General features: G+C 59.8%; 15 protein-coding genes. 13 read left to right on the top strand and 2 right to left on the bottom strand.

Annotation, left to right across the window (positions count from 1 at the left end; genetic code table 11):
• The 5 genes from odhB to AYR66_RS12565 form a co-directional block, all read left to right on the top strand.
• Positions 1 to 903, top strand: a 903-nt coding sequence (odhB, locus tag AYR66_RS12585; RefSeq protein ID WP_088709782.1) for a 2-oxoglutarate dehydrogenase complex dihydrolipoyllysine-residue succinyltransferase, incomplete at its 5' end; no start/stop codon positions are given.
• 84 nt (positions 904 to 987) lie between these two features.
• Positions 988 to 2415 (top strand): dihydrolipoyl dehydrogenase, encoded by a 1428-nt coding sequence (lpdA, locus tag AYR66_RS12580; protein WP_088707760.1) that lies wholly within the window; start codon positions 988 to 990, stop codon positions 2413 to 2415.
• Between the two features lie 9 nt (positions 2416 to 2424).
• Complete coding sequence (locus AYR66_RS12575; RefSeq protein ID WP_088707759.1) at positions 2425 to 2823, top strand: hypothetical protein; 399 nt, start codon at positions 2425 to 2427, stop codon at positions 2821 to 2823.
• A gap of 160 nt (positions 2824 to 2983) precedes the next feature.
• On the top strand, positions 2984 to 4081 hold the full coding sequence (gene zapE, locus AYR66_RS12570) for a cell division protein ZapE (protein WP_088707758.1): 1098 nt from the start codon (positions 2984 to 2986) through the stop codon (positions 4079 to 4081).
• Positions 4078 to 4782 (top strand): hypothetical protein, encoded by a 705-nt coding sequence (locus tag AYR66_RS12565; RefSeq protein WP_088707757.1) that lies wholly within the window; start codon positions 4078 to 4080, stop codon positions 4780 to 4782. The genes zapE and AYR66_RS12565 overlap by 4 nt, the downstream gene beginning before the upstream one ends.
• Before the next feature lie 52 nt (positions 4783 to 4834).
• Here the strand turns inward: AYR66_RS12565 and AYR66_RS12560 are convergent, their stop codons facing one another.
• A complete protein-coding gene (locus tag AYR66_RS12560) occupies positions 4835 to 5641 on the bottom strand; it encodes a PP2C family protein-serine/threonine phosphatase (RefSeq protein WP_088707756.1) in 807 nt (268 codons plus the stop codon).
• Positions 5642 to 5888: 247 nt separating this feature from the next.
• On the opposite strand from AYR66_RS12560, the gene AYR66_RS12555 reads away from it, so the two are divergent.
• The 3 genes from AYR66_RS12555 to AYR66_RS12545 all read left to right on the top strand — a co-directional run bounded on the left by AYR66_RS12555 (position 5889) and on the right by AYR66_RS12545 (position 9170).
• Positions 5889 to 6089, top strand: a complete 201-nt coding sequence (locus AYR66_RS12555; protein ID WP_088707755.1) for a YdcH family protein — start codon at positions 5889 to 5891, stop codon at positions 6087 to 6089.
• A 16-nt stretch (positions 6090 to 6105) separates the two neighbouring features.
• Positions 6106 to 8151, top strand: coding sequence for a DNA repair helicase YoaA (locus AYR66_RS12550; RefSeq protein ID WP_088707754.1), 2046 nt, complete (start codon positions 6106 to 6108; stop codon positions 8149 to 8151).
• 80 nt (positions 8152 to 8231) lie between these two features.
• A complete protein-coding gene (locus AYR66_RS12545) occupies positions 8232 to 9170 on the top strand; it encodes a flagellar brake protein (RefSeq protein ID WP_088707753.1) in 939 nt (312 codons plus the stop codon).
• A gap of 35 nt (positions 9171 to 9205) precedes the next feature.
• Here the strand turns inward: AYR66_RS12545 and AYR66_RS12540 are convergent, their stop codons facing one another.
• Complete coding sequence (locus AYR66_RS12540) at positions 9206 to 10186, bottom strand: NADPH:quinone oxidoreductase family protein (protein WP_088707752.1); 981 nt, start codon at positions 10184 to 10186, stop codon at positions 9206 to 9208.
• A 112-nt stretch (positions 10187 to 10298) separates the two neighbouring features.
• Here AYR66_RS12540 and surE point away from each other — a divergent pair, with 112 nt between their 5' ends.
• The 5 genes from surE to AYR66_RS12515 are packed head-to-tail and all read left to right on the top strand — an operon-like array spanning position 10299 to position 14709.
• The gene (gene surE / locus AYR66_RS12535; RefSeq protein ID WP_088707751.1) at positions 10299 to 11036 is read left to right on the top strand and encodes a 5'/3'-nucleotidase SurE; all 738 of its coding nucleotides are present in this window, start codon (positions 10299 to 10301) and stop codon (positions 11034 to 11036) included.
• Positions 11033 to 11893, top strand: a complete 861-nt coding sequence (locus AYR66_RS12530; RefSeq protein ID WP_088707750.1) for a protein-L-isoaspartate(D-aspartate) O-methyltransferase — start codon at positions 11033 to 11035, stop codon at positions 11891 to 11893. Before surE ends, AYR66_RS12530 begins: the two co-directional genes overlap by 4 nt.
• A 60-nt stretch (positions 11894 to 11953) precedes the next feature.
• The gene (locus AYR66_RS12525; protein ID WP_088707749.1) at positions 11954 to 12904 is read left to right on the top strand and encodes a peptidoglycan DD-metalloendopeptidase family protein; all 951 of its coding nucleotides are present in this window, start codon (positions 11954 to 11956) and stop codon (positions 12902 to 12904) included.
• Entirely contained in the window at positions 12905 to 13933 is a 1029-nt protein-coding gene (rpoS, locus tag AYR66_RS12520) for an RNA polymerase sigma factor RpoS (RefSeq protein ID WP_088707748.1), read from the top strand.
• Positions 13930 to 14709, top strand: a complete 780-nt coding sequence (locus tag AYR66_RS12515; RefSeq protein WP_088707747.1) for a 3'-5' exonuclease — start codon at positions 13930 to 13932, stop codon at positions 14707 to 14709. Before rpoS ends, AYR66_RS12515 begins: the two co-directional genes overlap by 4 nt.
• Positions 14710 to 14742: the final 33 nt, after the last annotated feature.

Genomic DNA, 14742 nt, shown 5'->3' with positions numbered 1-14742 from the left:
CCCGCCGCAGCCAAGATGCTGGCGGACAACAACATGACTGCCGCGCAAGTGGCAGGTACCGGCAAGGATGGTCGCGTGACCAAGGGCGACGTGATCGGCGCCCTCCAGAACAAGCCTGCAGCAGCTGCACCGGCACCCGCCGCCGCACCGAAGCCGGCACTGCAACAAGTCGCAGCGCCCATCAGCATGTCCGACCTCGCCAACCGTCCGGAAGAGCGCGTGCCGATGAGCCGCCTGCGCGCCCGCGTCGCGGAGCGCCTGCTGCAATCCCAGGCAACCAACGCCATCCTGACCACGTTCAATGAAGTGAACATGCAGCCGGTCATGGACCTGCGCAACAAGTACAAGGACAAGTTCGAGAAGGAACACGGCGTGAAGCTCGGCTTCATGTCCTTCTTCGTCAAGGCAGCTGTCGCCGCCCTGAAGAAGTACCCGGTCCTGAACGCTTCGGTTGACGGCAACGACATCGTCTACCACGGCTATTTCGACATCGGAATCGCTGTTGGTTCGCCGCGCGGCCTGGTCGTGCCGATCCTGCGCGATGCCGACCAGATGACCATCGCCGACATCGAGAAGAAGATTGCTGAATTCGGCACCAAGGCCAAGGACGGCAAGCTGACGCTGGAAGAACTGACCGGCGGCACCTTCTCCATCTCGAACGGTGGCGTGTTCGGCTCCATGCTGTCCACCCCCATCATCAACCCGCCGCAATCAGCGATCCTCGGCGTGCACGCCACCAAGGACCGCCCGGTTGTCGAAAACGGCCAGATCGTGATCCGTCCGATCAACTTCCTGGCCATGTCCTACGACCACCGCATCATCGACGGCCGCGAAGCTGTGCTCGGTCTGGTCGCGATGAAGGAAGCGCTGGAAGATCCGGCGCGTCTCCTGCTGGACCTGTAATCCATCACGCCATGCGCACACGGAGCAAGGAAAAAACCTGCTCCGTGTGCGTTGTCCATTCCGCGGAAAAAATAGGGTACGAATATGTCGAAGAATTTTGATGTGGTTGTCATCGGTGGCGGCCCCGGTGGCTATATCGCAGCGATCCGCGCTGCGCAACTCGGTTTCAGCACCGCTTGCATCGACGAGTGGAAGAACGCCAAGAACGGCCCGGCGCCGGGCGGTACCTGCACCAACGTTGGTTGCATCCCCTCCAAGGCACTGCTGCAGTCCTCCGAACACTATGAGCACGCCGGCCACGCCTTTGGCGACCACGGTATCGAGGTCAAGGGTTTGAGCATGAACGTCGCGCAGATGCTTGCGCGCAAGGAAACGATCGTCAAGCAGAACAATGACGGCATCCTGTACCTGTTCAAGAAGAACAAGGTTACCTTCTTCCATGGCCGCGGCTCTTTCGTGAAGGGCGACGCCAACGGATACGAAATCAAGGTCGCCGGCGCGACCGAAGAAACGATCACCGGCAAGCACATCATCGTTGCGACCGGTTCCAATCCGCGCGCACTGCCGAATGCTGCATTCGACGAAAAACTGATCCTTTCGAACACCGGTGCACTCGCCATCGACGCTGTACCGAAGAAGCTCGGCGTGATCGGCGCAGGCGTGATCGGCCTGGAAATGGGCAGCGTGTGGCGTCGTCTCGGCTCGGAAGTGACCGTGCTGGAAGCGCTCCCGGCCTTCCTCGGCGCGGTTGACGAGCAGATCGCCAAGGAAGCGCACAAGCTGTTCGCGAAGCAGGGCCTGGCCATCAGCCTCGGCGTGAAGATCGGCTCGATTACCGCGGGCAAGAAAGACGTGACCGTCGAGTACACCGACGACAAGGGCAATGCGCAAAAGGCGGTGTTCGACAAGCTGATCGTCTCGATCGGCCGCGTTCCGAACACTATCGGCCTGAATGCGGAAGGCATCGGCCTGAAGCTGGACGAGCGCGGTTTCATCACTGTCGACGGAGACTGCAAGACCAGCTTGCCGAACGTCTGGGCGGTGGGCGACGTCGTGCGCGGCCCGATGCTGGCGCACAAGGCGGAGGAAGAGGGCGTTGCCGTTGCCGAGCGCATTGCCGGTCAACACGGCCATGTGAACTTCAATACAATTCCCTGGGTCATATATACGTCCCCGGAAATCGCGTGGGTCGGCAAGACCGAGCAGCAACTGAAGGCGGAAGGCGTCGCATACAAGGCCGGTACCTTCCCGTTCATGGCCAACGGTCGTGCTCGCGCCCTCGGCGATACCTCCGGTATGGTGAAGTTCCTGGCCGACGCCAAGACCGATGAAATCCTCGGCGTACACATCATCGGGCCGATGGCTTCCGAACTGATTTCGGAAGCGGTCGTCGCGATGGAGTTCCGTGCGTCTGCGGAAGACATCGCCCGCATCTGCCACGCTCACCCGTCCCTGTCCGAGGCGACCAAGGAAGCTGCGCTGGCGGTCGACAAGAGGTCGCTTAACTTCTAAGGAGCCCGTATGCGTCACCTGTTCCTGTTGTTACCGCTGGCGATCGCCGCCTGTGCTACGACAGGATCGGGTGATGGCGTAGTGACGATCGAAACGGCATCCGGAGGGCAGGCGCTCAATGGCGCGAACTGCATGGTGAGCACCGGTTCAGGTAACTGGAATGTCGTTACCCCGGCCGCGGTGAACGTCGGCAGCGCAAACGGCGATTTACGCGTGCTCTGCAACAAGGACGGTTTCCGTGCATCGGAGATCGTCTACCGGCCTTCGAATCCGTACGGCTCCAGCGCGGGCGTCGGCGTCGGCGGCGGGGGAGGGCATGTGGGTGTCGGCGTGGGACTCAGCTTCCCGATACGCTTCGGCGGTGGATCCTATCCGTCGCGCGTCACAGTCGAGATGAATCCGCAGTAAGAGCCGTCCGGATTCGTACCGGGCCTGTCGATTCCGGACATTGCAGGCATAATCGCAAGCGTGCTTGATGTCCGCTTCCAGCAATGGGCGAGGTTGTCTCGCCCATTTTCATGCCGGTCACGGGTAATCGGACAAGGCAGCAACCAGCGAAACAGATCATATGAACGTCAGGGAGTTTTACGCGCATGCGCTCGCACAGCGCGGTTACAGTTCGGATGATGCGCAACTGCGCGCGGTCGAGCGTCTGCAGCGGTGCTACGACGACTGGGTTGCGTACAAAGCGCAGCGGTCGAACCGGCTCAAGCGTCTCATCAGCCGTCCGGAAGTCCCGCGGGGGACGTACATGTGGGGCGGCGTCGGGCGCGGCAAGTCATTCCTGATGGACAGCTTCTATTCCGTCGTTCCTGTCACGCGCAAGACACGCCTGCACTTCCACGAGTTCATGCGCGGCGTGCACCGCCAGCTTGACGACTTGAAGGGCGTGGCCGACCCGCTGGACGAAGTGGCGCGCCGCATCGCCAAGAAATACCGCCTGATCTGCTTCGATGAGTTCCATGTGTCCGATATCGCGGACGCGATGATCCTCTACAACCTGCTCAAGGCATTGTTTGAAAATGGTGTCTCGTTTGTGATGACCTCGAACTATGTGCCGGATGCGCTGTACCCGGACGGGCTGCACCGCGACCGCATCCTTCCTGCCATCGGACTGCTCAAGGAAAAGCTCGATGTGATGAATGTGGACGCCGGCGTGGATTACCGCAAGCGCGTACTGGAACAGGTCGAGGCCTACCATACCCCACTGGGAGCCGAAGCGGATCATTTGCTGCGCAATGCATTCGCCAATCTTGCCGAAACAGCCGATGAGGATCCCCATATCCGGATCGAGGCACGCGACATCAAGGCCCTGCGCCGGGCAGGCGGCGTCATCTGGTTTGACTTTGCCACCCTATGCGGCGGTCCGCGCTCGCAGAATGACTATCTGGAAATCGCCAGCCAGTTCCATACCGTAATCCTCTCGTCGGTGCCGCGGATGTCGGCTGCAATGTCTTCCGAAGCGCGGCGTTTCACCTGGCTTGTCGATGTCTTGTATGACCACAAGGTCAAGCTCCTGATGTCTGCCGAGGTCGAACCGGACCAGCTCTACACTGAAGGCATGCTAGCCAACGAATTCCATCGCACTGTGTCGCGAATCATCGAAATGCAATCCACCGAGTACATGGAAAGCGAACGGCGCGACGTCGTGGGGTCGCTGGCATGATCGGCAATCGGATCATGACCAGGCAAATGATTCTCCGCGGTGCCGTGGCCTGGCTTGCTGCCATAGCCTGTATATCTGGTTCCTTTGCCCAGGCACCTGGCGGAAAAGTGACGGACCGTTTTCCATCCGGCTCGATTCGCTCCATCGCAGATGCCGATGCGGCACTATCGGCTGCAAGAGCCGAGCGCGCCGAGATCGAAGCGCGCTATCTGGCGGAAGAGCAGGAATGCCATCCCAAGTTCTTTGCCACGTCATGCATCGACCAGGCAAGTGACCGCCGTCGGGCAGCCCTTGGAGCTTTGCGTCCTGTCGAAATTGAGGCAAACACGTTCAAGCGCCAGTCGCGCGTGACGGAACGGGACCGTGCCTTGTCGGCGCGGCTTGAAAAGGGCGAGAAGGAACGCAATGAGCGTGAAAGCCGAGTGGACGCCGAGGAACCGAAACCGGCCCACGCAGAGCCGGCGACCGAGTCAGCACACAACGTGCAGCCCATTCACGGCCCGGATCGTCAGGAAAAGCACGAGGCAAAAGTAAAGCAGCAGAAGGTGGCAGACGCGGCCAAGGCCGCGAGGCGCACGGCGAAAGTCGCTGCCTACGAGAAGAAAAAGAGCGACGCGCTGGAGCGACAGCGGAAAGTTGCAGAGCGAAAGGTGGAGAAGGATAGGAAGCGCAAGGCGAAACAGGCGATACCGAACGTCTAGACCGATTGACTGGCTGCGGCTTTTGGGCTGAGCATGCGTCTCTGCCCATCCATCAAACCGCGCGTTTCATTTTCCCGACCGAATACGTCTTGGCCTCTACGGGCGGCTCAACCAGCTTCACGATTGCAAGCGTGCAGTTGTCACCGGCACCGTCAGTTGTCCGTTCGCGTGCCTTGTTAATGAGCATTTCCGAGGCCTGACGCGGCGAATTCATCGCAACGGCAGCACCAAGTTCCGCATCCGAAAAATAATGCCAGAGGCCATCCGAGCACAGCAGGAAGGCGTCGCCAGCCTTCAGCCCCTCATAGCGGCGCAGCGTGACTTGCGGATCGCGGTCGTGGGATCCCAGTGCGTTGACCAGCACATTTGACAGGCGATGGTTCTTCGCTTCTTCGCGCGACAGCTTGCCTTCGCGGACCATCAGCTCAACGTACGAATGGTCGACAGTGCGTTCCGCGCAGTTCGGTCCATCGAAACGGTAAAGCCTCGAATCCCCGACATGGGCCCAAACTGCCGAACGGTCGGGGCAGATCACAAGCAGGACCATGGTGCTGTGGGGATTCTTTTCGGAAGAGAACGCGGTCAGCTTGATGATGGTGTGCGCATCATGCGCAATCGTTTCAAGCATCTTGCCGACATCGTCGGTTTGCGGCGAGAAGTGGTCGAAGGCCTGTTTCGCAGTGCGGATGACCTGTTCGGCCGCAAGTGCTCCGCCGCTCAGTCCGCCCATGCCGTCCGCTATTACCGCCATCACATACCCTGGTGCCCTCGGGGCGGCAAACAGCGCCGTGCGATCCTGTTGCTCCTTGCGGTCGCCGATATGCTGTCCAGTGCCTGCTTCAATCTTGTATTGGCTCATGGAATCGGTGGGATTTCACTTCGGACTGAAAAAATTATTGCATGCGAAAAATTTCGCACGTACCCTTGTTCCGTTTTGTTACAACTCGGCGCATGTATTTCATGCGCGAGATGTTGTCCCCAAGCATCAATTCCCTGTTTTCCGTTTGAACACGCTTCACAAGCCATATCGGAGGAGCGGCGGCGCTAGCCGAGCAGGGTATTCACTCTTAAAATATAAGTCACTTACCGTATTCAACAACGACATCATGATTCCAACGGAAGAGATACAGCGAAGAATCGTCGAACTGGAAGTGGAACATCGCGATCTCGACGCAGTGATCGAACTGCTGGCGCGTGATGTCCTGCGCGACGAACTCCAGCTGCGACGCTTGAAGAAGCGCAAACTCCAGTTGAAGGATCACATAACATTGTTGAAAATGCAACTCGTCCCCGACATCCCCGCATGATCCAGCGGGTGGTGTCATTACCGGCCCGACCGCAGCTTTGACCGAACATTCCGCACCAACTCCCGAACCGGGCACCCACGACACTGACATAGAGCAGTTGTTTGACGCCGCAGGGCTCCTCAGCCAGGCGGTTCCCGGCTTTCGACCCCGCCAGTCGCAAACTGAAATGGCCAAGGCCATTGCGACAGCCATTTCCTGCCAGAAGACCCTGATTGCCGAGGCTGGAACCGGTACGGGCAAGACCTTTGCCTATCTGGTGCCTGCATTGCTGTGGGGCGGGAAGGTCATTCTGTCGACTGGTACCAAGAACCTCCAGGACCAGCTTTACCTGCGTGATATTCCGACGGTACGCAAAGCGCTGAATGCGCCGGTATCGGTCGCCCTCCTGAAGGGGCGGGCCAATTATGTCTGCCATTTCCATCTTGAGCGCACGCTTCAGAACGGCCGCATGACTTCGCGCGAGGATGTGGGCTACCTGCGCGAGATTTCGCGCTTCGTGAAGACGACAGGTTCAGGCGACAAGGCGGAGCTGTCGCGCGTCCCGGAGTCGGCAACTGTCTGGAACCTTGTGACCTCGACACGTGATACCTGCATGGGCGCCGAGTGCCAGTATTACCAGGACTGTTTTGTCATGAAAGCGCGCAAGGAGGCGCAGCAGGCCGATGTGGTCGTGGTCAACCATCACCTGTTCTTTGCCGATGTCGCGCTCAGGGACACCGGTGTAGCGGAACTTCTTCCGTCCGCAAATACCGTCATCTTCGACGAAGCGCACCAGTTGCCGGAAACCGCAACCCTGTTCTTCGGCGAGACCGTTTCGACCTCGCAGGTGCTTGAGTTGTGCCGCGACGTCCTTGCGGAAGGGCTTGCCCATGCGCGCGATGGCGCGGACTGGCCAAAGGTTGTCTCGACCGTGGAGAGGGCAGCGCGCGACCTTCGACTCGCATTCCCTCAGGACGTGGTGAGGCTTGCGGTGAACCAGATCGCACCGTCGAGTGCATTCTTCCCGGCGCTTGAAAAGCTACAGGATGAATTGCACGGGATGGTCGCCGTGCTCGAGAAGCAGGCGGAGCGGGCGGAGACTATCGAGCAATGCCGAACGCGCGCAATCGAGCTGTCCGACAAGCTGGCGGCATGGGACAGTGCGCAGAATGCGAATCCGGACAAAGTGACGCCGGAACAGGAGCGTGTCCTCTGGGTGGAGGCCTTTTCGTCGTCCCTGCAGTTGCACCAGACGCCACTATCGATTGCGCCCATCTTCAGCAAGCAGCGGGAAGGAACGCCGCGTGCGTGGATCTTCACCTCAGCGACCCTCGCGGTGAAGAACGACTTCAACCACTATGCCTCTCAAATGGGATTGTGGAACGAGACTGCCCAGTCGTGGCCAAGCCCATTCGATTACGGCCGGCAGGGTTTGCTTTATGTGCCGGAGAACCTTCCGCAGCCGAATTCCCTGGACTATACCGACGCGGTGATCGATGCTGCATTGCCGATCATCGAGGCATCCGGCGGCCGCGCCTTCCTCCTGTGCACGACGATACGCGCAGTCAACCGTGCGGCTGAGCGTCTGCGTGAGGAATTCGACAAGCGTGGGCTGCCATTTCCGTTGATGGTGCAGGGCGAGGCGGGGCGCACCGAGCTGCTCGACCGCTTTCGCGCTGCGGGGAATGCGGTCCTGATTGGCAGTCAGAGCTTCTGGGAGGGTGTGGACGTCCGCGGCGACGCGCTCTCGCTCGTCATTATCGACAAGCTGCCCTTTTCGCCGCCGGACGATCCCGTACTGGCAGCGCGCATCGACGCACTGGAACGCAAGGGCCTGAACGGCTTTGTCCACCACCAGCTGCCGGCCGCCATCATCAACCTCAAGCAGGGCGCCGGCCGTCTCATTCGCGACGAAACCGATCACGGCGTGCTGATGATCTGCGATCCCCGCATCATCTCGAAACCCTATGGTCGGCGGATCTGGCAAAGTCTTCCACCATTCAGCCGCACGCGCGATGCCAATGTGGCAAAGGAATTTTTTACCACGCGCGATCGCGACGTACCGACAACCCGTGACGCTTAAGGTAACATTGACCGGCTCGGAAAACGCCGCTTCGGGTTCGGGATGCGGTTGTGATTTGCTTGCGTTGAAGACGAGGGGACATGACTGATCCGGTTGTTTCTTTGATTCCTGTGCGGGTGTCGGAACTGGCAGTGGGCAAACCGCTGCCGCGTGCTATTTATGACTGGCACGGTAATCTCCTGCTTGCAGCCGGATGCGTGATCGAAAGCAAGGCCCAGCTCGATGGCCTCGTCGACAACGGGTTCATCAACGACACTGCCTGGGACCTGTCGCCGAAGCAGCCGAAGGAGCCGCCTCCAGTCGGCACGATCCGACGGCTGTCGAGCATCCCCGAGCCTGCGGATCCTCCGCAGGCCGGCAACACAGGCAAGGACGTCGTCGTCGGCATGGACGACGTGCGATGGTATGTCGGCGAAACGCTGTATTTGCAGCAGATTGACAACCCCGCTATCCGCTATACAGTCCGCCTGATCGGATTCGTAAAAAACAAGACCGTCTTGGTTACGGCACCGGCACTCGACGGCAAGCTTGAATTCGTGCGCGAAGGGCAGACGTTCATCGTGCGTGCGTTTGCAGGAAAAAAGGCGTATGCCTTCATCACCTCCGCCGTGAAATCGGTGCATTCGCCCCATCCTTACCTGCACCTGGCGTTTCCCAAGGAAGTACGTTGCACGGTAGTGCGCCGCGGTGTCCGGGCCGCCGTCAATATCATCGCGTCGGTCGCGCTGGGCAATCCTGAGCGGCTTGGAGCGGCAGTGCTGAATGACCTCAGCATGGGAGGTGCTTCCGGCACGTTGAAACAAGCCCTCGGCCAAAAGGGGGAAGAGGGTGTCATCAAGTTCAAAGTCCATGCCGCGGGACAGGACGAGTACCTGAGCCTGAAGACAGTGCTGCGGTCCGTTGCTCCAGCCGAAGGTGGCGACGGCTACAAGCACGGTTTTGAATTCCTTGACGTGTCGATCCATGAAAGGCTGATCCTGTCAGCCTTCGTGCACCAGATCCTCGCCGAGGGAGAGTAAGCCAGGCCCGCCGGCCGGCGGGCTAGGGCCGTAAGTTACTTCTGCGGCTGGATCACGACCTTGCCGGTGACCTTCCGCGCGGCCATGTCCTCGAGTGCCTTCGGCGTATCCGCAAGGGCGTAGCGCCCCGAGATATGCGGACGAATTTTTCCCTCGGCCATCCATCCCATCAGTTGCTGCATCGCCGCCAGGTTCGCCTTCGGCTCGCGGCGCGCGAATTCGCCCCAGAACACACCAACCAGCGAGGCACCTTTCAGCAGCGGGAGATTGAGCGGCAGCTTCGGAATTTCGCCGTTGGCAAAGCCGATAACCAGGTAGCGGCCACGCCAGGCAATGGAGCGGAAAGCGGGCTCTGCGTAAACGCCGCCAACCGGGTCGTAAATGACATCCGGTCCCTTGCCGTCGGTGGCAGCCTTGATCGCTTCGCGCAAGTCTTCGGTGGTGTAGTTGATGGTCGCGTCCGCGCCATGTTCCCGGCAGATCGCGAGCTTTTCGTCGGACGATGCGGCGGCAATGACGCGTGCGCCAAGTGCCTTCCCGATCTCGATTGCTGCAAGGCCGACACCGCCTGCGGCGCCAAGTACCAGCATCGTCTCACCTGGCTTGAGCTGCGCCCGGTCGACAACCGCATGGTGCGATGTTCCGTAAGTCAGCGTGAACGCCGCTGCAGTGTCGAAATCGAGACCCTGCGGCATGGGCATGACTGCCTTTGCCGGCGCCGACGCCTGCTGCGCAAATGCGCCCAGGCTGACGAAGGCGAGCACCTTGTCGCCTACCTTGACGTTCGTCACACCGTCTCCGACGGCGCGCACCACGCCGGCAAGTTCGCTGCCCGGCGTAAAGGGGAGTTCAGGCTTGAACTGGTACTTGTTCTGGATGATCAAGACGTCGGGGAAGTTGACGCCGGCAGCTTGGACATCAATAGCGACCTCGCCGGGGGCCGGGGTGATATCGGGAAGTTCTTCTACAACCAGTGTATCCGGCAGTCCCCACGATTTGCAGACGATCGCTTTCATTGTGTCTCCTTGGTTTTGGCATAAAAAAGAACGAGCGTTTCATTTTATTCTTGTGCCGCAAAATGTCAACTCCAGCTCCGGGCAGACCGATTCGTTCGGTTAAAATTCGCTTATGAAAATTCTCGTTAGTAACGACGATGGTTACCTTGCGCCCGGGATCATCGCTCTCGCTGAAGCGCTGAGTCCGATTGCCGATGTTGTGGTGGTCGCTCCCGACAGCAATCGCTCAGGCAGCTCCAATTCATTGACACTGGATCGGCCGCTATCCGTGCAACGTGCGGCGAACGGTTTTTATTTCGTCAACGGCACGCCGTCCGACTGTGTCCACGTTGCCCTTACCGGCGGACTGTCCTTCAAGCCGGATCTCATTGTTTCCGGCATTAACCAAGGGCAGAACATGGGCGACGACACGCTGTATTCAGGCACGGTTGCCGCGGCGACCGAAGGTTTCCTGTTCGGCATTCCGGCCATTGCCTTCTCGCAGGTGGAAAAGGGCTGGGCGCATATCGACTCGGCTGCTCGCATTGCACGCGACTTCGTGGAGCGCGATTTCGGCATGCTGCAGCTTCCCTATCTGTTGAATATCAATATTCCCAACCTGCCATACGACCAGATCAAGGGCGTGCGCGCCACCCGTCTTGGCAAGCGCCATGAATCGGAGCCTGTCATCAAGACACTCGATCCGCATGGCAGGGAGATTTTCTGGATTGGCCCGGCTGGCAAGGCCAAGGATGCCGGCGAGGGCACCGACTTCAACGCCGTTGGGCAAGGTTATGTTTCGGTGACGCCGCTGCAGATCGACCTGACCCACAACGCACAGCTCGAGGTGCTGAAAAAAGGATTGTCATGACGTCCAGGGACAAGCGCTTTCCATTGACGCTGTCGTCGGTTGTCGAAAAGTCGGCAACGCCTGTTCGCCCCGGACCGGCATCGCCCAAGGTCGCGACGCCGCAGACCGCGACGCAGAACGCCGCGCGAAATGTCGGTCAGGTTCGCAAGAGCCAGCCGGTTGCCGCACCGGCACCACGGCCGGTACCGCCGCCGGCGCCTTCGCGCGACACGCCGCTTGTCTCGGACGCTGTGCGAGGCGCCATGGTGGCGCGGGTAGCGAAGCAGGGCGTCAAGGATTCCAAGGTGCTGGCCGCTTTGGAAGCGGTGCCGCGCCATCTTTTCGTCGAGCCCGCGATGGCCAGCCAGGCCTACATCGACGCATCGCTGCCCATCGGTCATCACCAGACCATCTCCCAGCCATATATCGTCGCGCGCATGATCGAAGTCATGCGTGCCAACTCCAACGGCGGGACGCTCGACAAGGTGCTGGAGATCGGCACCGGTTGCGGCTATCAGGCAGCCGTCCTGTCGCTGGTGGCGAAGGAAGTGTACTCCATCGAACGCATCAAGCCGCTGCACGAATTGGCCAAATCGAACCTCCGGCCGCTGCGGATCGCCAACATCCGCTTGCAATATGGAGATGGTATGCTTGGCTTGCCGCAGGCAGCCCCGTTCGACGGTATCATTCTGGCCGCTGCGGGACTGGAAGTTCCGCACGCCTTGCTCGAGCAGCTCAGCATCGGTGGTCGCCTGGTGGCACCGGTCGGTGCACGGCATCAGGTGCTTCAGCTCATCGAGCGGGTAGGAAAATTCGAGTGGACGAATACGACGCTGGAAGACTGCCATTTCGTTCCGTTGCGTCCCGGCGTGGTGTAACGCTGTTTCAGATTGAGACGCTCGCCGACAATTCGTCGCCCAATATTTAAGTTTGAGAGAATGAGAAAAGCACGATTTGTATTTCTGGCTACCTTGCCGTTGCTGATGACAGCCTGTACGACAACGCCTCGGCAGCCGGCTCCCGTTGTGGACCGTCCTGTCTCCGCCAAGCCGGCGGAACAGCCCAGGCCGGCAACGCCGCCAGTGATGCCGCCCGCATCCGCAGGCAAACAGGCCGACCGCGGCTTCTATACCGTTCGAAAGGGCGATACCCTCATCCAGATCGCGCTCGACTTCGGGCAAAACTATCGGGACCTCGTCGCTTGGAACAATCTTGCCAACCCGAACGACATCAAGGTTGATCAGGTGCTTCGCGTATTGCCTCCGGAAGGCGCTCCGCAGACTGGCAGTGTTGCCACCTCGTCAGGCGTGGAAGTGCGCCCGCTGACCCCGGCTCCGGCACCAGGCGCGGCTGTTCCCAACAAGACGTCTCCAAAAGGTGAAAAGCGTCCGTATTCCGAGGCCGCATTGGCGGAAATGCAAAAAACCGATGCGACGCCTGCAGCACCGGCGATCGCCAAGGCCGAGCCGCCGAAACCGGCCGAAAAAGCGCCTGAAGTGCCGCAAGTTCCGGCAGCAGATGACGACAATATTGCATGGGTGTGGCCGGCAGACGGAAAAATCGTTGGCCACTTCGGCGATGGCAAGCGTGGCATCGATATTGCCGGCAAGATGGGGCAACCGGTTTTAGCGGCGGGATCCGGCAAAGTGCTGTATGCTGGGAGCGGCATCCGGGGTTATGGCAATCTCGTCATTGTCAAACATTCCAGCAATCTGTTGTCGGCTTATGCGCACAACAAAACCATCTTCGTTAAAGAGGATCAGAATGTGACGAAGGGGCAGAAGATTGCAGAGATGGGAAATTCCGATTCCGATGAGGTAAAACTGCATTTCGAGATTCGCCAGCAAGGTAAGCCAGTCGATCCGTCAAAATTTTTGCCAAGCCGCTAAATGAATCGCACTCCACACGATCCGCTAGACGACGATACACCTTCGGATGATATTGCCGACGATATGCCGCTCAACGTCGCTGAAGACGAAGGCGGGATGGCCGACGATGGCGACAACGAGGAGCGCGCCGAAGGCAGGTCCGGCACGGCCTCCGATCCTGTGGATGAACTGAAGACCGTACTTGCGGCAGAGCTGTCGACAGATACAACGCAGCATTACCTGAACCAAATTGGCGCACGCCCGTTGCTGACGATCGAGGAGGAGGTTCGCTACGCCACCCTCGCCAAGCAGGGAAATTTCGAAGCGCGCCAGAAGATGATCGAGCACAACCTCCGCCTGGTCGTGTCGATCGCCAAACACTACATTAACCGCGGCGTCGTCCTGCTAGACCTCATCGAGGAGGGCAACCTCGGTCTGATGCGCGCCATCGACAAGTTCGAGCCGGAGCGCGGTTTCCGCTTTTCGACATATGCGACCTGGTGGATTCGCCAGAGCATTGAGCGAGCGATCATGAACCAGGCGCGTACGGTTCGCTTGCCTGTTCATATGGTGCGCGAGCTGAATCAGATCCTCCGCGCGAAATACCACCTCGAAGCGCAGCACCACGATGGCAAGGACGCCACCGCGGAAGACATCGCCCACTTGGTCGACCGGCCGGTGGAAGACGTGCAGGATATTCTCGCGCTCTCTGAGCATGCAACCTCGCTCGATGCTCCGCTCGATAACGACCCGCAAGCCAGCCTGATGGACATGTTGCCGGGCGATGTCGAAGACGGTCCCGATTCGCGCGCAGAACATCATGAAATGACGATCCTTGTCCGCGACTGGCTTAAAAAACTGCCGGACAAGCAGCGCGTCGTCATCGTGCGCCGATTCGGCCTCGATAACGACGATCCGGCCACACTCGAAGAGCTCGCTGCCGAGATGAGCGTCACGCGCGAACGCGTGCGCCAGATCCAGCAGGAAGCCCTCGTCAAGCTCAAACGCGCATTGACCGCACGCGGCGTAGGCAAGGACGCGCTGCTGTGATTCCTGTTCTCGTTTTCGACATCGAGACGATTCCCGATGTCGCCGGCTTGCGCGCCTTGCATGGCCATCCTGCGGAAATGAGTGACGCGGATGTTGCTGCGCAAGCGTTCGCCGAGCGCCGAGAGAAGACCAATTCCGAATTCCTGCAGCATCACCTCCACCGCATTGCCGCGATTTCCTGCGTGTTCAGGGACGACGAAGGTTTTCGTGTGCGTTCTCTCGGTAGTCTGGAGGATCAGGAGCCGAAGCTGGTCAGCGATTTTTTCCGCATTATCGACAAGTACACCCCGCAACTGGTGTCGTGGAACGGCGGCGGCTTCGACCTGCCGGTTCTGCACTACCGCGCGATGATCAATGGTGTCGTTGCGTCCCGTTACTGGGAAATGGGCGACGACGATCGCGACTTCAAGTGGAACAACTACCTGAGCCGCTATCATACGCGCCACCTTGACCTCATGGACCACCTGGCCTTGTACACCGGCCGCGCCAACGCGCCGCTTGATGACCTCGCCAAACTGTGCGGGTTCCCGGGAAAGCTTGGCGTCGACGGTTCGCAGGTGTGGGCGCTGTTCCAGGAAGGCCGGCTCGGCGAAATCCGCGACTATTGCGAAACCGACGTGGTCAACACCTACCTCGTCTATTGCCGCTACCTGCTGATGCGCGGTGTCATGGCGCGCGAGGCGTACAATGCCGAAATTGACCTCGTCAGGTCGTCACTGGCGCTGCTCGACGGCCCGCACTGGAAAGAATACCTCTCCGTCTGGCAGCCGTCCTGAGGGCGGTCTGAAATTATCCGATTACTTTTATCC

It is taken from the genome of Noviherbaspirillum denitrificans (genome assembly GCF_002211445.1).
GTDB lineage: Bacteria > Pseudomonadota > Gammaproteobacteria > Burkholderiales > Burkholderiaceae_D > Noviherbaspirillum > Noviherbaspirillum denitrificans.
Note: the sequence above shows the minus strand (reverse complement) of the source record. Positions and strands in the feature narration are given on the sequence as shown.